This window comes from Rhodobacteraceae bacterium S2214 (assembly GCA_025141675.1).
GTDB lineage: Bacteria > Pseudomonadota > Alphaproteobacteria > Rhodobacterales > Rhodobacteraceae > Yoonia.
Map to the genome: position 1 here is coordinate 321,171 of CP081161.1, position 18,840 is coordinate 340,010.

At 54.4% G+C, this 18,840-nt stretch carries 21 protein-coding genes; 12 read left to right on the forward strand and 9 right to left on the reverse strand.

Going from position 1 to position 18,840, the window contains the following annotated elements:
- Positions 1-27: 27 nt before the first annotated feature.
- On the forward strand, positions 28-1,803 hold the full coding sequence (locus K3729_01475; GenBank protein UWQ99495.1) for an EAL domain-containing protein: 1,776 nt from the start codon (positions 28-30) through the stop codon (positions 1,801-1,803).
- A gap of 4 nt (positions 1,804-1,807) precedes the next feature.
- On the opposite strand, the gene K3729_01480 is transcribed toward K3729_01475, so the two are convergent.
- From K3729_01480 to K3729_01490, 3 genes are all read right to left on the reverse strand, one after another.
- Complete coding sequence (locus K3729_01480) at positions 1,808-3,328, reverse strand: tetratricopeptide repeat protein (GenBank protein UWQ99496.1); 1,521 nt, start codon at positions 3,326-3,328, stop codon at positions 1,808-1,810.
- An 11-nt stretch (positions 3,329-3,339) separates the two neighbouring features.
- Positions 3,340-4,572, reverse strand: a complete 1,233-nt coding sequence (locus K3729_01485) for a hypothetical protein (GenBank protein UWQ99497.1) — start codon at positions 4,570-4,572, stop codon at positions 3,340-3,342.
- 85 nt (positions 4,573-4,657) lie between these two features.
- Entirely contained in the window at positions 4,658-5,365 is a 708-nt protein-coding gene (locus K3729_01490) for a uroporphyrinogen-III synthase (GenBank protein ID UWQ99498.1), read from the reverse strand.
- A 74-nt stretch (positions 5,366-5,439) separates the two neighbouring features.
- Between K3729_01490 and tsaD the strand changes: the two genes are divergently transcribed.
- The 5 genes from tsaD to K3729_01515 are packed head-to-tail and all read left to right on the forward strand — an operon-like array spanning position 5,440 to position 8,632.
- Positions 5,440-6,531, forward strand: coding sequence for a tRNA (adenosine(37)-N6)-threonylcarbamoyltransferase complex transferase subunit TsaD (gene tsaD / locus K3729_01495; protein UWR00900.1), 1,092 nt, complete (start codon positions 5,440-5,442; stop codon positions 6,529-6,531).
- A complete protein-coding gene (locus K3729_01500) occupies positions 6,528-7,490 on the forward strand; it encodes an NAD(P)-dependent glycerol-3-phosphate dehydrogenase (GenBank protein UWQ99499.1) in 963 nt (320 codons plus the stop codon). The genes tsaD and K3729_01500 overlap by 4 nt, the downstream gene beginning before the upstream one ends.
- A 2-nt stretch (positions 7,491-7,492) precedes the next feature.
- Positions 7,493-7,765 carry a YciI family protein gene (locus K3729_01505; GenBank protein ID UWQ99500.1) on the forward strand — a complete coding sequence of 91 codons (273 nt, stop codon included), beginning with the start codon at positions 7,493-7,495 and terminating at the stop codon, positions 7,763-7,765.
- Entirely contained in the window at positions 7,765-8,184 is a 420-nt protein-coding gene (locus K3729_01510; protein UWQ99501.1) for an EVE domain-containing protein, read from the forward strand. Before K3729_01505 ends, K3729_01510 begins: the two co-directional genes overlap by 1 nt.
- A 55-nt stretch (positions 8,185-8,239) precedes the next feature.
- On the forward strand, positions 8,240-8,632 hold the full coding sequence (locus K3729_01515; protein ID UWQ99502.1) for a DUF1761 domain-containing protein: 393 nt from the start codon (positions 8,240-8,242) through the stop codon (positions 8,630-8,632).
- A gap of 220 nt (positions 8,633-8,852) precedes the next feature.
- On the opposite strand, the gene K3729_01520 is transcribed toward K3729_01515, so the two are convergent.
- The 3 genes from K3729_01520 to ahcY all read right to left on the reverse strand — a co-directional run bounded on the left by K3729_01520 (position 8,853) and on the right by ahcY (position 11,471).
- Positions 8,853-9,194, reverse strand: coding sequence for a DUF2853 family protein (locus K3729_01520; protein ID UWQ99503.1), 342 nt, complete (start codon positions 9,192-9,194; stop codon positions 8,853-8,855).
- Positions 9,195-9,328: 134 nt separating this feature from the next.
- Positions 9,329-10,069, reverse strand: a complete 741-nt coding sequence (locus K3729_01525) for an extensin family protein (GenBank protein ID UWQ99504.1) — start codon at positions 10,067-10,069, stop codon at positions 9,329-9,331.
- Positions 10,070-10,079: 10 nt separating this feature from the next.
- Positions 10,080-11,471 (reverse strand): adenosylhomocysteinase, encoded by a 1,392-nt coding sequence (gene ahcY / locus K3729_01530; protein UWQ99505.1) that lies wholly within the window; start codon positions 11,469-11,471, stop codon positions 10,080-10,082.
- 110 nt (positions 11,472-11,581) lie between these two features.
- Here ahcY and K3729_01535 point away from each other — a divergent pair, with 110 nt between their 5' ends.
- Complete coding sequence (locus K3729_01535; protein UWQ99506.1) at positions 11,582-12,172, forward strand: HD family hydrolase; 591 nt, start codon at positions 11,582-11,584, stop codon at positions 12,170-12,172.
- A complete protein-coding gene (locus tag K3729_01540; GenBank protein UWQ99507.1) occupies positions 12,169-12,639 on the forward strand; it encodes a GNAT family N-acetyltransferase in 471 nt (156 codons plus the stop codon). Before K3729_01535 ends, K3729_01540 begins: the two co-directional genes overlap by 4 nt.
- A 7-nt stretch (positions 12,640-12,646) precedes the next feature.
- On the opposite strand, the gene K3729_01545 is transcribed toward K3729_01540, so the two are convergent.
- Positions 12,647-12,814, reverse strand: coding sequence for a hypothetical protein (locus tag K3729_01545; protein UWQ99508.1), 168 nt, complete (start codon positions 12,812-12,814; stop codon positions 12,647-12,649).
- A 96-nt stretch (positions 12,815-12,910) separates the two neighbouring features.
- Between K3729_01545 and K3729_01550 the strand changes: the two genes are divergently transcribed.
- Both K3729_01550 and K3729_01555 read left to right on the forward strand, forming a co-directional pair.
- Positions 12,911-13,783 (forward strand): LysR family transcriptional regulator, encoded by an 873-nt coding sequence (locus K3729_01550; protein UWQ99509.1) that lies wholly within the window; start codon positions 12,911-12,913, stop codon positions 13,781-13,783.
- A gap of 99 nt (positions 13,784-13,882) precedes the next feature.
- Positions 13,883-14,419 (forward strand): RICIN domain-containing protein, encoded by a 537-nt coding sequence (locus K3729_01555; GenBank protein ID UWQ99510.1) that lies wholly within the window; start codon positions 13,883-13,885, stop codon positions 14,417-14,419.
- A gap of 19 nt (positions 14,420-14,438) precedes the next feature.
- On the opposite strand, the gene K3729_01560 is transcribed toward K3729_01555, so the two are convergent.
- Both K3729_01560 and K3729_01565 read right to left on the reverse strand, forming a co-directional pair.
- Positions 14,439-14,996, reverse strand: coding sequence for an ActR/PrrA/RegA family redox response regulator transcription factor (locus tag K3729_01560; GenBank protein ID UWQ99511.1), 558 nt, complete (start codon positions 14,994-14,996; stop codon positions 14,439-14,441).
- A gap of 67 nt (positions 14,997-15,063) precedes the next feature.
- Entirely contained in the window at positions 15,064-15,672 is a 609-nt protein-coding gene (locus tag K3729_01565) for an SCO family protein (protein ID UWQ99512.1), read from the reverse strand.
- 84 nt (positions 15,673-15,756) lie between these two features.
- Between K3729_01565 and K3729_01570 the strand changes: the two genes are divergently transcribed.
- Both K3729_01570 and K3729_01575 read left to right on the forward strand, forming a co-directional pair.
- On the forward strand, positions 15,757-17,142 hold the full coding sequence (locus K3729_01570; GenBank protein ID UWQ99513.1) for an ActS/PrrB/RegB family redox-sensitive histidine kinase: 1,386 nt from the start codon (positions 15,757-15,759) through the stop codon (positions 17,140-17,142).
- A 93-nt stretch (positions 17,143-17,235) separates the two neighbouring features.
- Positions 17,236-18,837 (forward strand): PAS-domain containing protein, encoded by a 1,602-nt coding sequence (locus K3729_01575; GenBank protein UWQ99514.1) that lies wholly within the window; start codon positions 17,236-17,238, stop codon positions 18,835-18,837.
- Positions 18,838-18,840: the final 3 nt, after the last annotated feature.

Below are 18,840 nucleotides of genomic sequence, written 5' to 3' on the forward strand. Positions count from 1 at the left end.
CGACCGACAAGCCATACTTCATTTCACATGGCCCGTTTCAGTGTGCTGCTAGACGAAGTGCATAACCTGCGTCTTGCCAGCCATAATTTCGCGATGTTGTGCTTATCTGCCAGTACATTGTCCGATAGCGGGCCAAACGACGCACGTGTTGTGCGTCAGCGATTGCGTGAAATATCTGGTTTGTGGGCCCGTTTGCGGAATGCAGGTGATCACATTCTGTACGGAAGCGACAGCCACCTCATTCAGATCATGTCAAAAGCGTTTACGCGCCAAACTGAGGATTCGTTCCGATGCTTTGAAGACATCGGCATTAGCATCTGCACTCAGCTTCTGTTTGACCAACGCCCCGAAACAACGGAATTGCGCGAACTGATGCGGATCGTGACCGAAGAATTGCATCAAACGATAGACGGGTTATTGGCGGCGGCCCGACATGTTGGCCAGATCGGGGATCAAAGCGCATCCAGATTGGCGTCTGTCGATGAACTGACTGGTTTGCCAAATCGGCGCGCATTGTATGACCATATCCAACGGTACGACGCAGGACATTGGCCCCATAGCAACGTCGCTGTGATGCAGATCGATCTGGATCGTTTGAAAATCATCAATGACACGATGGGGCATGCGGCCGGTGACAAGGCGCTGCGCCACGCGTCATCCGCGATGATATCCACCGATCATCCCAACATGTTTGTCGCGCGGACGGGTGGGGACGAATTCGTCCTTCTGCTATTCGGCGACTTCGAATCCGACGCGCTAAAGGACATTGCCGATCAATTGATCGCCACTATTTCCACCCCTTTCATCGTAGAGGGCAAGGAATGCTACGCAGGGGCGAGCGTTGGTATCGAAACAGGTAATTTTGCGGATGGTCTGCCGCTTGATTCATACATTCGGAACGCTGATCTCGCCCTTTACACTGCAAAGAATGGCGGGCGCGGTAAAAGCAGGTTCTTTTCGCCCACATTGCGAACCCAGATTGAGAAGGTCGAAGAACTACAATCGGACATGCGCGAGGGTCTGCAAAAAGGGGAATTCAGACCGTATTTCCAGCCGCAGGTCGAAGGACGATCGGGCAAAATCGTTGGTTTTGAATCCTTGGCGCGATGGCATCACCCTTCACGCGGGGTGCTAACACCATTCCATTTCCTGTCTGCCGCCGAAGATGCAAGATTGCTCGATCAGCTTGATCAGCACCTGATGGTCAGCACCTTTACCACGCTCCGTACATGGATTGATCAAGGGCTCGACGTGCCACAGGTTTCCCTGAACCTGACAACAAGCCGCCTGTTAGATGTCGATCTGGTTGATACCATTCTGTTCGCGGCAAGCGATGCGGGGGTCGATCCTAGCAAGATCAGCGTCGAAATTCTCGAAAGCGCGATGATTGATAACACATCAAAGCGCATGATCGAGAATATCAAAAATCTGTCCGCTGCAGGTATCAAAGTGGAGCTGGATGATTTTGGAACAGGCCATGCGTCGATATCAAACCTACGGCATTTCAGGGTGGACCGGATCAAGATTGATCGCAGCTTTGTCAAAGACGTCCATCTATATTCCGAACTCGCTCGCATCACATCCGCGATGATCGGGTTAGCGCATTCTTTACGGATTGATGTGTTGGCGGAGGGGATCGAAACACCCGAGGAACGGCTCGTGCTCAATGCGCTTGGCTGCGATCACATTCAGGGGTTCGGCGTGGCGCATCCGATGCCAGCAAGCGATGTGCCTGACTGGCTTCAAGCAACGCAAAAGATAAAAAAGCTACCGCCGCGCCGTCGTAAAAACAGCGCGGCATAGGTTTTTATCTGACATGACCTGGTTTTGGATCGGTCTCAGCCGCGGCATCTACCTCTGGCGCATCGACAACTTCTTCGGCGTCTTCGATTTCAACAATGATAACATCGTTATCAGGGGTCGCTACATCTTCTGGTTCCGCAGGCTTCGCCAACTGACCAACAATCAACGGCAGCATTTCAGTTCCAGATGGCATCGCCACATCGCCCTTTGTCGGTGTCGTCCACGCCAATGTGTCAAAGGAAGAACAATTGTCACACACAGGCACCCAAACCGGATGCACGTGCTGGCATGTTGAACAGACCCACTGCGGACCACGTGATGCGGTCAGCGCTTTGGTCAACCAACCACGAACAACTTCATCACTTTTGCCTTCACCGCGTTCAATCGCCGCCATAAGTGTCAGGCTACGCGCAGTCGGATCCGTTGTGACAAGATCGCCAAGCGCGCGTTTTGCTTCTGGGAAGTCCTCTGCGGCGATGTTCAATTCGGCCAACAGCATCTTCGTTTCGGGATGATCCGGCTTCACTTTCGTCAACGTTTTGAAACGCTTCAGACGTGCAGCGGCGGTTTCATCCGGTGCAATCTCGGCAAAGGCAGCCGCCAAATCAGGGTGCGGCTGGGCGGTCCACGCCTTTACAATCACACGTGACGCATAGCGCGCATTGCCAGCGGCAACGTAACCACGGGCAGCCATACAAGCAGCTGGGATCAGATCCGGTGACATCCGGTTCGCTTCAATCGCAGCTTCGCGGGCTTCAACATCTTTGCCTTCGTTCAGGATATCCTTGGCTTCGGACAGCGCCAGAACGGCATCACGACGACGGTGCACATCGCGCGGCAATGATCCCGCTTTCAGTTTCGCATTCAGCGTTTCGCGCGCACCTTTCCAGTCTTCTTTCTCAGCTTGCAGCTTTATCAGAACGTCCTGTGTTTCAGTGTGCTTTGGCTTCAGCGCGAACGCCTTTTGCGCCAGTTTCAACGCCGTATCGGTTTCGCCATCATCCAGCTTTTGCTTGAGAATACCGCGCACACCAACAAAGCGCGTGCTGTCATCTGCCAACAGCTTTTTGTACGTCGCCTCGGCCTTACGACGATCACCGGCCATTTCAGCGGCTTGGGCTGTCAGAAGGTTCGTCAGCTTCGGGTTATCAAGGTAACGTTCAGCGCGGGACGCTTTTGTCATCGCAAGGTGACCTTCACCGGATGCCAGCGCCATCATCCCTTCGGACAGCGCTTCGAACCCTTTGCGTTCACGGTTGCGGTCGAAGTAGCGCGAAATCGCGGTTTCATCACCGTTCAAGAACTTGAACGTCGCGATCAGCAATTTGACCAACCGCAGACCCAGCCACACCAGAACGACCAGCGCGATAAAGGCAAAGACCGCTTCTAGCACCGACAGTGTAATTTCGATCCCGCCGATGGTCAGGGCAACGCCGCCTTGCACCTCGAGCAGTTGGGTCGCGCCGTATGTCAGGCCAGTGACAATAAGAATGAAAGCCAGAATTTTGATCAGGGACCAGAGCATCGCGTTGACCTTCAGTTATCGTTTAAGGAAGTAGAAATGTCGTTCGCCGCAGCCAATGCATCAGCACGGGCCTGCGCCTGTTGCACCCAGCCGGCCAATGGACCAGCGGCACCTTCAGGAAGGGCGGACACTTCGGACAATGCGGTTTCAAGCTGGCCTTCTTTCAAAGCAGCTTCCGCACGTGACAATATGGCATCTGCGTCATCCCCATCACGGGGTGCAACAGACCGGACGTTAAATTGTTCCCGCAAAAACGATCCGAATGCGCCCGTACTTTCGCCGGATGACCCATCAGATCGCGCGTCGGACAATGCTTGACGGGCCGCAGGTGGAAAGTCGCCTTGCAGCTTTGCCAATGTCGGCACGCCTTCGGCAACTGCCGTCAAAGCGTCCGGCGCAGGTTCGCCCAGCACATCTTCGAGTTCAGCCAACGCAGCGGTCATCGGTGCGCCAGTATCCAAAGAACTGCGGATCTGTGCCAGTGCTGCGCGACCTTTCGCGTTACGCGCGGCCAACAAAGCAGCTTCTTCAATCGCTGCCGCTTCTTCGCGGGTCGATTCAAGTTGCGCAAAAGCGGCGCTTGCTTGTTCTTCGACTTGGGCACGCAGGTTGTCCAGCTCTGCCTGATAGGCCTGCAGCGCAGTGTCTTGTAGCGTGCCATCCGCACTTGGCTGTTTTTCCAGCGCGACTAGGCGGTCTTCGAAAGAGGTGATTCGTTCGTCCACGGACGCGAATTGGTCAGTCACTTGACCGCTAAGTGCCGCGATTTCGTCCGTCAAAGGTGTGATGTCAGGACCTGTTCCCAAACCCGCGATTTCAGCCTGCAGATCCGCAATCGCAGCTTCATTTGTGTTCATCGTATCAACCATCGCTGGTTCAAACCGTGGGATGAAATAATAAGCAGCGCCAAATCCAAGACCCGCTGCAATCAAGCCGCCTAATATGGCGGGCAAGAACACACTATTCGATGCGGAATCGTGTGGCTCAGGAGACGTGTGGACCTGTTGCGTAGGCGTTTCCGGCGATGACACGGGTGTATCATCAACGATCGTCTCTTCGACGATAGGTTCCGGTGTGATCTCTTCTGCAACAGCAACTTCTTCTGGCGTGTCGGGGATCGTTTCCTCGGTGACGTCTTCTGTCACCTCCGGTGTTTCGTCAGGCGTTGCCTCGGCAATCGTTTCTTCGGCTTCGACCACGTCTGGGGTCTTATCCTTTTGACTAGATTTGCTCTTCTTGGCCAACGTATCGCCCTTTCCCAACTCATCAACGCGACCCAAAGGCCGACAGTTCACGTTATAACGCGTAGCACAGACCCTCAAGCCATGATCAGGGGGAGATTTCGGCATATCGCGCCAAAGTCGCCGCAACCATCCCCGCCCCATCGCGGGACTTTGCAACTGCGCGACTGACGACGGGCGCGTTTTGCTGCACGACATCAATCGCTTCACTTATGACGACGAGATGCAGCGGTGCAGAGAAATCCGCAATCTGTCCGAACAGTTTCGCACTGCGTGGCGAAAAAAGTGGCACAATTATAGGGGTTTCGCCCTTTAATGTATCAAGCGCCAATTGCGTGGGCGCAATCGCAACCTGATCATAGGCGATCACAGCTTCGCAATTGATACCTGCAGCAGATACATCGTCGACGACAGTGCCAGCGACATGACGACCCCGCAGATGAACCATCCGACCAACCGGTGCCTGTGCGACAATAAGCGCCACAAGACTGCGATTATTCCCATCTGCGATCCGTACATCAAACCCAAGCTCGGCCGCCGCCTGCGCAGTCCGCGATCCAACGCACCACGCTGTTATGCCAACAGGGATTCCCACGCGCATCGCTTGCGAAACACCATTCATGGACGTGAAAACGACGTGCTTCATGTCATCCAACGCCCCGACAACCGCAACCGGCGCGATTTCAATCAAAGGAGAGATAACACAGTTCACGGGCCCACCATGCGCCGCTTCCAATGACGCGGCAAACGCTTCTGCCTGCGCTTTTGGTCGTGTGATCAGCACAGTTGCTGACATGTCGGATCGCCCCGCCGTTGTTTTGCCCTGTGCAGAGTGTTACCTGCGAAACGGAAACAGGCAATGGGCGCATGATGACTGATACTCTGACCGTTCTTGGGATCGAAAGCAGCTGCGACGATACAGCCGCCGCCGTGGTCCGGTTGAATGGCACCGCTGATGTGCTGTCCTCTGTCGTCTACGGCCAAACTGCGCTGCATGCCGATTTCGGCGGCGTCGTCCCAGAAATTGCAGCACGTGCGCATGCTGAAAAGCTGGATCATTGTGTGGAAGACGCCCTGTCTCAGGCAAATCTGACGCTATCGGATCTTGACGGGATCGCGGTCACGGCGGGTCCGGGTCTGATTGGTGGTGTGTTGTCCGGCGTCATGTGTGCGAAAGGTCTATCCGCTGCGACGGGGCTTCCCCTGATCGGCGTGAACCATCTTGCGGGCCACGCTTTGACGCCGCGCCTGACAGACGACATCGCCTATCCATTCCTGATGTTGCTCGTATCAGGTGGGCATTGCCAATTCCTGATCGCGAAGGGCCCCGACGATTTCAAACGTCTTGGCGGCACAATCGACGATGCACCGGGTGAAGCGTTCGACAAAACCGCCCGCATTCTGGGCCTGCCACAGCCGGGTGGTCCGTCAGTTGAAAAGGCAGCGGCAAACGGTGACCCCAAACGGTTCAAACTACCCCGTCCGCTATTGGATCGGGAAGGATGTGATATGTCGTTCTCGGGCCTAAAAACCGCAATGCTGCGCGCCCGCGACGGTGTCGTGGCCGAAAAACAGGGTCTAACGCAGGCAGATCAGGCAGATCTATGCGCTGGGTTTCAAGCAGCGATCACAGATGTCCTTGTCGAAAAATCGCGTCGTGCGTTGACTGAATATCTTAAACTGAACCCAACGACGCCAACTTTGGCGGTGGCAGGCGGTGTCGCTGCGAACACAGCGATCCGCGCGGGGTTGCAAGACCTTTGCGCGAAACACGATGTCGCCTTCACTGCACCGCCTTTGGCACTTTGCACCGATAACGCAGCGATGATCGCCTATGTCGGACTAACGCGACTGGCCAAGAATGACGTGGATGATTTGACCCTATCAGCGCGCCCGCGCTGGCCCTTGGATAACACCGCCGCACCCATGTTGGGATCCGGCAAGAAAGGCGCAAAAGCATGAGCATCGCAGTCATTGGTGCCGGCGCATTTGGCGCAGCATTGGCCATAACATGGGCGCAATCAGGTCAAGACGTCACCCTTTGGGGCCGTGACGCAGACGTCATGAATGCGATGCAGACAAACCGCAAAGTGCCGCGCCTGCCAGACGCATCGCTACCCGCAAAAATTACCTGTTCTGCGAATTTAAACACTACATTTGCACAGGACACGATCGCGTTGGCGCTGCCTGCACAGGCAATGCGCCCTTTTTTGGAAACCCACAATCAGGCCCTTTCCGGCAAATCGCTGATCGCTTGTTGCAAAGGGATCGATCTGACCACGATGACGGGCCCAGTTTCGACAATCCGGCAAATCGTCCCAAACGCCAATGCCGCGATGCTCACCGGACCCAGCTTTGCTGCAGATATCGCAAAGGGCCTGCCAACGGCGCTGACGCTCGCGATCTCTGACGACGCTATCGGCACAACGTTACAGACCCAACTGTCCACCCCGACGCTGCGCATCTACCGCGCGACCGACACGATTGGCGCGGAACTGGGCGGCGCGTTAAAGAACGTGATGGCAATTGCGTGTGGCGTGGCCATCGGCGCGGGCCTTGGCGATAGCGCACGGGCCGCGCTTATGACGCGCGGGTTTTCTGAAATGCTGACGCTCGCGGATAAATTGGGCGCGGAACGTGCAACGCTTGGTGGCCTGTCTGGCTTCGGTGATCTTGTACTGACCTGCACCTCTACCCAATCCCGCAACTTCCGGTATGGGCAATCGCTGGCCCGCGAAACCGGCTTTGACAAAACTACGACTGTCGAAGGTGCCGCCACCGCAAAATCAGTGACTAAACTGGCGAAATCGCTTGAATTGGATCTGCCGATCTGCACGGTTGTGGCTGATCTGATTGATGCAAAAACCGACGTGTCCACGGCGCTAGAGGCGCTGATGGCCCGTCCCTTAAAGGAAGAATAGACATGCTTGTTGCACTTATGGCCCGCGATAAATCTGGTGCTTTGCAAACGCGGCTTGATAATCGCGAAGCACATCTGGAGCATATCAAAGCGTCCGGTATCGTTGAAATGGCTGGGCCATTGCTGGACGCAAACGGCGGCATGTGCGGATCGCTGATCGTGCTAAACGTCGAAGACATGGCGCAAGCGCAAGCATTTGCTGACAATGACCCATATGCAAAAGCGGGCCTGTTCGAAAGCGTCACTTTGGATGCTTGGAACAAGGTGATCGGCTGATGGCCTACTGGCTTTTCAAATCAGAACCCGATGTCTTCGGCTGGGATGATCTAACCGCCAAAGGCGACGCAGGCGAAGAATGGGACGGCGTGCGCAACTACCAGGCACGCAACAACATGCGGGCGATGGCCAAAGGGGACCGTGGTTTTTTCTACCATTCGCGGTCCGGACTGGAAATCGTCGGGATCGTTGAAGTCTGCGCTGAAGCCCACCAAGACAGCACAACAGACGATGAACGCTGGGATTGCGTCGATGTCAAAGCGGTGCGTCCCTTCGCAAAAGCGGTGACATTGCAGGACATCAAAGCGGACGACAGGTTGTCTGAAATGGCGCTGGTGAAATCGTCGCGGCTTTCAGTTCAACCTGTCACCGATGACGAATGGGCCATTGTCTGCGCGCTAGGCGATACAAAACCCTAGGCGTCCAGCCAAACGTCGCCCATAGTTCACACCATCCAAAATAACGGAGGGGACTATGGGATTTATTGCAGTGATTGTAGCAGCCGTCGCTGGCTGGGCATTCGGGGCAGCGTGGTACATGTCGCTGTCAAAGCCATGGGTGGCTGCGGCCAAGATCGAAGTTGACGAAAACGGCAGACCTCTCGGGGATTCCGCGGCACCCTACATCATGTCGATGATCGCGATGATTTTAGTCGCAGGAATGATGCGGCACACATTTGCATTGTCCGGCATCGAGACCTTCGGGAAAGGCCTGATTTCCGGACTTGGTGTCGGTCTATTCTTCATCAGTCCGTGGATCATGATCAACAACGCTTACGGCATGCGGCCGTTCAAGCTGACGTTGATTGATGCTGGATACGCTACCTTTGGCTGTGCGGTGATCGGGGCCGTTTTGGGCCTGTTCTGAACCGAAAAAGAGGGTCCGACGCGCCACCGGACCCTCTTTCACCCCGCGTGCTCCCTAGCACCACACGCGTATCTGAATTCTGGTCGGGGCCGTTCTGGCCGTGATAATTTGATACACCACTCAGGCGCAGATCGCGAACAAACGTTGTCCAAAATTTGAACCAAAACGAAAAAAAGCCCGCCAACAACGGGCGGGCCTTTCCTAAATCTAAACCGTCGGCTTAACCGTAAACGGATTCTTTACCGAAGTGCTTTGTCAGCATGTAGTAGACAACAGCGCGGTATTTGTTGCGCTCTGATTTGCCGTAAACTTCGATCACAGAATTGATTGCTTCCATCAGCTCTGGACCGTCTTTCAGGCCAAGCTTTTTGATTAGGAAGTTGTTTTTGACGGTTTCAAGCTCTGACGCTTGGCTGCCCGCAACTGTAGATGCATCGGCGTTATAGATCGAAGGACCGCAGCCAATCGTAACCTTTGTCAGCAAATCCATGTCAGGCGTCATGTTGCATTTGCCCTTAAGATCTTCCGCGTACTTTGCGATCCAATCGTCTCTCTTACCCATTTTGTCGTCCCCGTTCATGTATTTGGCCGATTTTGGCCGGGTATCGCGCGGTCTCCGCGCGCATTGCGGTTACGTTAATCCGTCGATTCGTCCTGCGTAAAGGAAAAATCAGGGGGAAACTTTGCATGAGCGGATCAGCGACACAAACCCCAGCCACTTGATTGCACATGAAAGTGGTCGGCATGCAGGGCGTTGTAGTCCGGCGAAAGTGTCACACGGAACCAATCGCAGGCACTATCACGCGCCCGACGCAGGAACGCGCCCTTCGGTCCACCGTCATCCCAATCGTTGATCAACCGCAAGCGTGTTCCATCGTCTAGACGAAACCCCGACACATCAATCGCATCCGCGGTCGCATGGGTGCTCCAACGTTCAGACGACCCCCTGATCCGCCTGCAATTGTAGCTGCCGATGTGGTCAATCTGTGAAATCTGCGCGCCAAACAGGTCGTGTGCAGCGGGCTGTAGCGCGTGTTCTTCCCACATCGCCATACGCAACCCAATGGCGCAACGCGTTTCAATCGATGCTAGGGACGCGTCACCAACCCCACGCAAATCCACGCGGCCTGTGATGTGGCAAGTGTCAGATGCCTCTAGATCCGGCATCGCCGTATATCGGGCCGCAGACTCTAACACAGCCAAACAGCTTTGCGTCGACGCAAGCGCACGATCCAATTTCCATCCGGTGATCGGGGTCACGTCGTCCGCCACTTGCAACGGCAACGTTGGATTCCAACCGCGCGGCAGTGGCGTCTGCGGATGGTACAACGCCTGGTAACCACCCCAGACAATACCACAGACCAAAAGCAAAGACACCGCCCGCCCCAACAGGGACGGACGGCGTTTTTCATGTTCAGGTCGTAGGTGAGGTTTCACCCCAGACGCCTTAGTAGCGGTAATGCTCTGGCTTGAACGGGCCTTCTGGTTTCACGCCGATGTAAGCTGCTTGTTCGGCATCGAGTGTCGACAGTTTCACACCGATGCGGTCGAGGTGCAGGCGCGCAACCTTTTCGTCCAGATGCTTGGGCAAAATGTACACGCCGGGCGCGTATTCAGCCGTTTTCGTCCACAATTCGATCTGGGCCAGCACTTGGTTTGTGAACGAAGCGGACATCACAAAGGATGGGTGCCCAGTCGCGTTACCAAGGTTCAACAAACGGCCTTCAGACAACAGGATCAGGCGATTGCCATTCGGCATCTCGATCATGTCGACCTGTTCTTTGATGTTCGTCCACTTGTGGTTCTTCAACGACGCCACTTGGATTTCGTTGTCGAAGTGACCGATGTTGCCCACGATCGCCATGTCTTTCATCCGGCGCATATGTTCGATGCGAATGACGTCTTTGTTGCCTGTAGTGGTGACAAAGATATCAGCGGTTTCAACGACATCGTCCAGCGTCGTGACTTGGTAGCCGTCCATTGCAGCCTGCAACGCACAGATTGGATCAACTTCGGTCACGATCACGCGTGCACCAGCACCGGACAAGGATGCGGCGGAACCTTTCCCGACGTCACCATAACCCATCACAACAGCGACTTTACCAGCCATCATCGTATCAGTGGCGCGGCGGATACCGTCGACAAGGCTTTCCTTACAGCCGTATTTGTTGTCGAATTTGGACTTTGTCACAGAGTCGTTGACGTTAATCGCTGGGAACGGCAGACGACCTTCCCGCTGCAGTTCATAAAGACGGTGAACACCTGTTGTTGTTTCCTCGGACACGCCAAGGATCGCTTCTTTGGTTTTTGTGAACCAACCCGGTGTTTCTGCCATCCGCTTTTTGATCTGTGCGAAAACGGCTTCTTCTTCTTCGGATGTCGGCACTTCGATCAGATCGGTTTCGCCAGCTTCAACACGGGCACCCAACAGAACGTACAATGTCGCATCGCCACCGTCGTCCAAGATCAGGTTCGCGCCTTCTGGGAACAGGAAGGACCGGTCAAGGTAGTCCCAATGTTCAGTCAATGACTGACCTTTGATCGCAAACACGGGAACGCCGGATTCCGCAATCGCCGCGGCTGCGTGATCCTGCGTGGAAAAGATGTTGCAAGACGCCCAGCGCACATCGGCACCCAACGCGACCAGCGTTTCGATCAGAACCGCTGTTTGAATGGTCATGTGAAGCGAACCAACGATCCGCGCACCCGCGAGTGGTTTGCTGTCGCCATATTCAGCGCGCAACGCCATCAAGCCCGGCATTTCAGTTTCAGCGATGTCCAGCTCCTTGCGGCCGAAACCGGCGAGCGCGATGTCTTTGACGATATAGTCTTCAGCCATGGAAAAAGTCCTGATGCATGTGAATTTGGGTCGCCATAACATTCCCAGCCGTTCTCGACAATGCGACGCACTGGTGCAAAAAAGAACGCAGAGCTTAAGAAAGATAAAACATGAAACAACCACGTGCGTGGCAACGGATGCTATCAGGCCGCAGGTTAGATCTGCTTGATCCAACGCCCGTTGATATCGAAGTCGAAGATATTGCGCATGGCCTTGCTTTTGTGGCGCGTTGGAATGGCCAAACAGCGGGCGATCACGCGTATTCGGTCGCCGAACATTCGCTTTTGGTCACGGACCTGTTCTGCCGCATGCAACCCAAAGCCCCTGCAAAATGGCAATTGGCCGCGTTGCTACATGACGCGCCTGAATATGTGATTGGCGACATGATCAGCCCCGTGAAAAACGCGGTCGGTCCGGGATATGAGGCGCTAGACGAACGGTTGGCCGCAGCCATTCACATCCGGTTCGGTTTGCCTGCAAAAATACCAGCAACCGTGAAGAAACAGATCAAAAAAGCGGACAAAGTCAGTGCATGGATGGAAGCCACGCAGATTGCAGGCTTTACTGTTGCAGAAGCGGACAAGTTTTTCGGTAAGGTAGACCAAACGCTGATGAGCGGGTTGACCATTACACTACGCCCAGCGCCCGACGTGCGGGCGGATTTCACAACAAAACATGCACAACTCTTAGGCCAATTATGACCCTGACGGCACGCCCATCCCAAGAATCCGATCTTCCTGCTCTCGCCGCGCTGTTTAACCACACGGTCAGACAGGGCGGCACGACAGCACATGAAGAAGAATGGGACGCGCCAACCTTCAAAACTCATTATTTTGATGACCCCGTTATGGTCCACACTGTTCTGAAAGATGACCAACCCGTCGGTTTTCAAGCGGTTTTTGCACTGCCAGACAACGGCTTATCTATCGGCAGCTTTACGGATCAACAAAACCCTGTACGGGGCGCAGGGTCTGTTATGTTTGAGGCGACCAAAGCCGCGGCCATCGCCGCCGGTTACGCGTTTATCAACGCCAAGATCAGGGCCGACAACGTCCCCGGCTTGGCGTACTACACGAAGATGGGCTTTACGGATCACGCAATCGACAAAGACGTGCCGTTAGCAGACGGCACGCCGATGGATCGGATTACAAAGCGACTGATGCTTTAAACCTCAACTATCGCCAAATCCCGATGTCTTTCGCCATGCGAATCCGGTGTTCATCCGCTTTACGTTGCTGGCGGTGATATGTGTCTTGGTGCAAGTTGTGCTTCCAATGATCAGGCGCACGCCAGTCATCAATCATAGTTGCAGTCTTGATCGTACGGTTGAAAATACCAAACATTGTGCGTTCCTTTCGTGTTTTCCTGCATTTTTGATAAAACACTTGCGTCCAGACACCGAGTCAGGAAGAATTTCGATATGTTAGCTGAACTATCATATGAACTGGCGTGACATCCCATCGCTTGCAGCCCTAAAGGGTTTCGAAGCCGCCGCGCGTGCGGGATCATTCAGCGCGGCTGCGCGTGAACTGAACGTCACCCATGCCGCCATCGCACAGCACGTCAGATCCGTTGAAGCACACTTGGGCATGTCCCTCCTTAACCGCGAAGGCCGCAAAATGGTCCTGACCGATGCCGGTGCGCAGCTCGCCAATGATCTGGGAACGGGGTTCAGCACAATCATTGATGGGGTGGCCCGCATTGTTGAAGACGTGAATACACGCCCTTTAACCGTCACTGTGACCCCGAACTTTGCGGAATACTGGTTAATGCCGCGGCTCTGTGGTTTCTGGAGCCAGCATCCCGAGATCACGGTCACTGTCCACGCAAGCAATGACCTGATTGATCTGCGCCGCGACGGATACGACATGGCCATTCGCTATGGCGAAGGCGACTATCCGGGCCTTCAATCACAGTTTTTGGTGGCGGGCGACTACGTCGTCGTCGCCACACCTGACCTGTTGGGGAACCGCAGGGTCGATACGTTAGCCGATCTGCAGGATTTGACTTGGCTGTTTAGCCCCACCCTGCCCGTCTATAAGCGCTGGGCGTCCGAAAACGGGTTGGACGTGGATGTCTGCACGATCCGCGAAGTCAGTTCCATGAGCATGATCACATCGGCGGTACGCGCAGGGGGCGGGATTTCGGTGGTGATCCGCGCGATGGTCGAAGACGACATCGCATCAGGTCGGTTGATCGTAGTGCAAGAAGGCGCAGCTGCGCCAAACCTAGGTTACTACGTTGTCAGCCAAGACGGCGCCGAAACCAATAAGGTCAAAACATTCCGCAAATGGTTGCTGTCGCACAGGTAACTCTGGGGCTTTCGTGACAATTTTTTGCAGTCCAAGCGACGGAAACGTGTGACGTCTGCGTTTAACCATCAACGCATTTTTAGAGAATTACGAAAAGCCATGTTACACCGCACTGCCATTGCCGCCGTCTCTGCTGCCATTCTGACAATGACACCTGCTTTCGCTGATAGCGTTGAAATCTATCTGGTCGATATGCTGGACAACACACAAAACGGCTATTGTGTCGATATCGCACGCGCGCAGGGGACAGCCGCAAACCCAGACGACGGCTTGCAAGGCCATACATGCTACAGCCCGTCCGGCGAACTGATGGTTGACCAAATCTTTGATACTGAAAAGTTCGTGGATAACGTGCTGTATATGCCTGAATTCGACGTTTGCGCTGAAATCGCGTCTGACGAAGCGGGTACAGCCATTGATCTGGCGACCTGTGATGGCAGCGATGCGCAAGCGTTCAACTTCTCTGGTGAAGGCACAATCACACCGGTTTCCAATGACACGATGTGTTTCACTGTCGCCGAAGACACCCGCACAGGGCGCAGCGATGCCAATCAGATCAAAGTGCTGTCACTGGAAACGTGCACAGATGACAACGCAGCCTATCAGACATGGAACGTACGCACCGCATCTGAATAATGCCGCCTAGCAAAGCCCGTTAACGCGGGCTTCGCTTTGCCAAAATGCGCTGCAATGTCCGGCGATGCATGTTCAAGCGACGTGCAGTTTCAGACACATTGCGGTCGCATAACTCGTACACCCGCTGAATATGTTCCCAACGGACGCGATCCGCGCTCATCGGGTTTTCAGGGGGTGGTGGTAGATCATCACCGTTGGCAAGCAAGGCGTTCGTGACATCAGTTGCATCCGCGGGCTTTGACAAATAATCGGTTGCGCCGATTTTGACCGCAGCCACCGCTGTTGCAATCGCACCATATCCGGTCAGGACCACAATGCGGGCGTCAGGCCTGCGTTCGCGCAAAACTTCGACGACATCCAAACCGTTCCCGTCGCCAAGACGCAAATCCACGACAGCATATGCAGGTGGGCGCGCTGTCGCGATGGCCTTTCCTGCTGCAATTGAATCGGCCGTTTCCACGGCGAAACCGCGCTTTTCCATCGCTTTTGCGAGGCGTTTCAGAAAAGCTTCATCATCATCAACTAATAGAAGTGACGGGTCTTCGCCGATGGGCAGTGCATTATTTTCCGCAGTCATCACCGTTTCCTTTGTTCGAAACAGGACTTAGACCAACGGAACGCCGGGTCAAATGCGACCTTTTCCCCTAAGTGGCGTTCACGAAGCAGCTCACCGTCTCTGCAACTTCCTCTGCAGTATTGGTGTTTCGGAAGAATTCCACAAACCCTATTTCAGGCAACGTCAAATAGGTCAGGGTTGTGTGTTGCATCAGGTAGTAGTCAGGATCACCGCTGGAATCCTTTTGATAGAAGGTGCGGTAGGCTTTTGAAGCCGCATCAACCTGTTCTGCGCTACCGGTCAAACCAATGGCCTTGTCATGAAAATTATAGGCGTAGTCGCCCACGATTTCAGGCGTGTCGCGTTCTGGGTCAATCGAAATGAAGACAGGCGTGGCTTCAATCCCCTGTTCGGCCAACAGATCAACGGCTTGTGAATTGCGCGCCATATCGACCGGGCAGAAATCTGGGCAAAAGGTGAACCCGAAATAGATCAGCGTCGGTTCTGTGATGATATCTTTGTCCGTGACCAGTTCGCCGTTTTTGTCCAACAGTTCGAACGATCCGCCAATATCCCCACCCGCAACAGCAGTCGCACCGCATTCTTCGATACCGCCGCCAAGTTGCGTGACGGCAATCGTTCCGCCAATCCCTAGACCGACAACTGTCGCCGCCGCTATCGCAAGTTTCTTTGACATAGTCTGTCCCTTTTTGGTCGCATGGCCCGTGTATAACGTATCCTGTATGTAGGGGTACATAACAGACAGGTAAACGGCGATCACATGGACGTTTCTGACTACCACATCGGCGAAGACCGCGAACGCAGCAATTGGGTCAGGCTACGCACGCTTTTGCGCGTTCGATGGTTTGCGATTGCGGGACAATCTGCCGCAATCCTTGTGGCGGTCCAGCTCTATGGATTGCAGATGCAAACGGGGTACGCGACCGCAGTGATTGGTTTGGCGATCATCGCGAACCTGTATTTCACGTCCGTCTATCCCGAGAACAAGCGCCTTTCAGAACGTGAAGCATTCTTCATGCTGATCATCGACATCTTTCAGCTGACACTTTTGCTGTATGTGACCGGTGGCTTGGTGAACCCCTTTGCGGTCCTGATCTTGGCACCTGTCACTATCGCCGCAACCGTTCTGCAGTTGCGCAGTACTTTGGTCCTGGGGATGGTCGCGATCACATTGATTTCACTGATCTCGCAGTTCTCGCAACCCATTGCGACGGCGGACGGGATCGTCCTGACGTTGCCCCCCTTGATCCAGTTCGGGTTTTGGACCGCCTTGGTCATCGGGATCACTTTCCTTGCGGTCTACGCCCGCCAAGTCACGATGGAAATGCACACGATGGCAGAGGCGCTTTTGGCGACTCAACTGGCATTGGCGCGCGAACAAAAGCTGACCGATCTAGGTGGGGTCGTGGCCGCAGCGGCGCACGAATTGGGCACGCCATTATCAACGATCAAGCTGATCAGCAGCGAATTGATGGAAGATCTATCCGAAAATACAGATCACTACGACGATGTCGTTTTGATTGGGGAACAAGCCGATCGGTGCCGTGATATTCTGCGATCCATGGGCAGGGCCGGCAAAGACGATCTTCACGTTCGGCATGCCCCATTGGAAACCGTGGTCCGCGAAGCCGCTGAACCCCACATGAACCGCGGGAAAACGGTTATGTTACGGGTTGGCCCAATGGATGACGATTCAATGGCGCAACCGTCCATTCCGCGTCGCCCTGAAATCGTGCACGGTCTGCGCAACCTTATCCAGAACGCGGTCGATTTTGCAGAAACAAGCGTCCAGATCGAAGTCGCATGGGGCGAAGACCTAATTAAAGTGCGGATCATGGACGACGGCGCAGGGTTTCCAGCGTCGGTCATCGGCCGCATCGGCGATCCCTTTGTCCGACGCAGACGCCAAACCAACGACCGTCCCGGGTACGAAGGTATGGGGCTCGGTATGTTCATCGCAAAGACGTTGCTGGAACGGTCTGGCGCGACACTGACCTTCGCCAATAGCCGCATCAAAGGGCAGGCTGGTTGGGCGGGTCAACCGCTAGGTGGTGCGATCGTATCTGTCCGCTGGCCCCGCAATATCGAATTCATCGCGACCCCTGATGCTGATGAACCACTTGGTGAAAACCAACAATTTTCATAACGGTCAAAACGAATTTTCTGAGTCTCACTAAACGTTTACCCAACATTAACCTTACAAAGCGACTCTCAGCCTGGGCAAAATTAGGTTGGGCAAATGGAATCACTAGGGCTTTTGGAGGTGGCGTTGATCGCTACCATATCGTTGGGTGGGACTGCGGCTGTCGCATTAGGGTTTTGGTTTTACTGCACGCTCGGTTTGAACCATCGCTACGCGGGTTTAGACAACATCGTTCCGACATTTCTGTTTGATGGGAACGAATTGCGCGACGCAACACCCGACGCACAGATGTTGATTAAGGACGTCCCGCCGCACATGAACGAACGGGAATCCATGTTGCATATCTTAAGTGCGCGCTTTCCGACACTGAACACAGTCATGGACCGTATCGGTCGAAATGAAGTGCATACACTGACGGCAACGGACGATTCAGCCATTTCTCTTGAGGTCACCGAAATCGACGGTTTGATCCAAGTAAAACTGATCGGGACATGCACCCAAGATAGTTTGACGATCAGTGCAATCGCCGCGCAAGATGCGATGCTTGATGAACTGACCATGCTTCGGAACATCGCGGACAAATCCCCGCACATGGTATGGCAGCAAGACAGCGACGGGCAGCTAAATTGGGCCAATCAGGCATATCTCGACCTGTGCGACCTCATATCTGACGATCAGAATAAGTCCGTTAAATCGTGGCCAAGCGAACCTGCTTTCCCCGATTTGCATCACGATATGACCGCCGACGATCACGTGTCGCGGCGTAAATCGATCGATATTCCGGCCAAAAATGGCGAAGCGTGGTTCGATATCACAACCTTCAAAAACGGAAACGACGCGCTACATTTCGCGAGCAATGCGAATAAGGCAGTCCTTGCGGAACAGGAGAAACGCAAAGCCGTTCAAATGTTTGGCCGTATATTCGCGCAACTTTCGACCGGACTTGCAACTTTTGACGCGAACCATCGCCTGACGATGTTTAATCCGGCGCTCATCGAAATGACAAATCTGGCGCCGGAATTTCTAAGCAGCAAACCGTCGATGCAAATGTTTCTGGACAGCCTGAGAGAAGCACGGCTGCTGCCGGAACCCAAAGATTACGTCAAATGGAGAGAACAATTCCCGCTGAACGATTCATCTACGAAACGCACAGCCTATTGCGAAAACTGGGAAATCGCCGACGGGCAAACGTTCAAGGTAATCGGCCAGCCCGCACGAGATGGATCTTACGCCTTCTTCTTCGAAGACATCACTGCTGAAATTTCCATGACCCGCCGTTTTCGGTCAGACCTCGAAACCGGACAAGGCGTTATGGACGCTTTACCCGATGCAATCGCTGTTTTTTCAGCAAACGGTACATTGGTGACAACGAACAAGGCCTACGCCGACCTTTGGGATGTCGACTATGACACAACTGTGCGCGTGCACGATCTACGGGCAGAAATGATGATGTGGCAAAGCCATTGCGCCGCTGCACCGATTTGGGGCGAATTGCGCGACTTCATTGGCAAAAGCGGGCATCGCAAACTGTGGACCGATCGCGCGATTTTGGACGATGGACGACAGTTTACCTGTAAGGCGCAACCAATTGCTGGTGGTAAGACGATGATTTCATTCTCCGTCCTGTCGCGGATGAGCCCTCGGGTTCAGCAAAAATTGGCCATGCCTGACCCAGCGATCTACGGGCTGAAAGGCTGAATT

Excerpts from the sequence above, each read along its gene's own strand:
- K3729_01475 (UWQ99495.1), top strand. The coding sequence starts at position 28 with ATGGCCCGTTTCAGTGTGCTGCTAGACGAAGTGCATAACCTGCGTCTT.
- K3729_01480 (UWQ99496.1), bottom strand. The coding sequence starts at position 3,328 with ATGCTCTGGTCCCTGATCAAAATTCTGGCTTTCATTCTTATTGTCACT.
- K3729_01490 (UWQ99498.1), bottom strand. The coding sequence starts at position 5,365 with ATGTCAGCAACTGTGCTGATCACACGACCAAAAGCGCAGGCAGAAGCG.
- tsaD (UWR00900.1), top strand. The coding sequence starts at position 5,440 with ATGACTGATACTCTGACCGTTCTTGGGATCGAAAGCAGCTGCGACGAT.
- K3729_01500 (UWQ99499.1), top strand. The coding sequence starts at position 6,528 with ATGAGCATCGCAGTCATTGGTGCCGGCGCATTTGGCGCAGCATTGGCC.
- K3729_01505 (UWQ99500.1), top strand. The coding sequence starts at position 7,493 with ATGCTTGTTGCACTTATGGCCCGCGATAAATCTGGTGCTTTGCAAACG.
- K3729_01510 (UWQ99501.1), top strand. The coding sequence starts at position 7,765 with ATGGCCTACTGGCTTTTCAAATCAGAACCCGATGTCTTCGGCTGGGAT.
- K3729_01515 (UWQ99502.1), top strand. The coding sequence starts at position 8,240 with ATGGGATTTATTGCAGTGATTGTAGCAGCCGTCGCTGGCTGGGCATTC.
- K3729_01520 (UWQ99503.1), bottom strand. The coding sequence starts at position 9,194 with ATGGGTAAGAGAGACGATTGGATCGCAAAGTACGCGGAAGATCTTAAG.
- ahcY (UWQ99505.1), bottom strand. The coding sequence starts at position 11,471 with ATGGCTGAAGACTATATCGTCAAAGACATCGCGCTCGCCGGTTTCGGC.
- K3729_01535 (UWQ99506.1), top strand. The coding sequence starts at position 11,582 with ATGAAACAACCACGTGCGTGGCAACGGATGCTATCAGGCCGCAGGTTA.
- K3729_01540 (UWQ99507.1), top strand. The coding sequence starts at position 12,169 with ATGACCCTGACGGCACGCCCATCCCAAGAATCCGATCTTCCTGCTCTC.
- K3729_01545 (UWQ99508.1), bottom strand. The coding sequence starts at position 12,814 with ATGTTTGGTATTTTCAACCGTACGATCAAGACTGCAACTATGATTGAT.
- K3729_01550 (UWQ99509.1), top strand. The coding sequence starts at position 12,911 with ATGAACTGGCGTGACATCCCATCGCTTGCAGCCCTAAAGGGTTTCGAA.
- K3729_01555 (UWQ99510.1), top strand. The coding sequence starts at position 13,883 with ATGTTACACCGCACTGCCATTGCCGCCGTCTCTGCTGCCATTCTGACA.
- K3729_01560 (UWQ99511.1), bottom strand. The coding sequence starts at position 14,996 with ATGACTGCGGAAAATAATGCACTGCCCATCGGCGAAGACCCGTCACTT.
- K3729_01565 (UWQ99512.1), bottom strand. The coding sequence starts at position 15,672 with ATGTCAAAGAAACTTGCGATAGCGGCGGCGACAGTTGTCGGTCTAGGG.
- K3729_01570 (UWQ99513.1), top strand. The coding sequence starts at position 15,757 with ATGGACGTTTCTGACTACCACATCGGCGAAGACCGCGAACGCAGCAAT.
- K3729_01575 (UWQ99514.1), top strand. The coding sequence starts at position 17,236 with ATGGAATCACTAGGGCTTTTGGAGGTGGCGTTGATCGCTACCATATCG.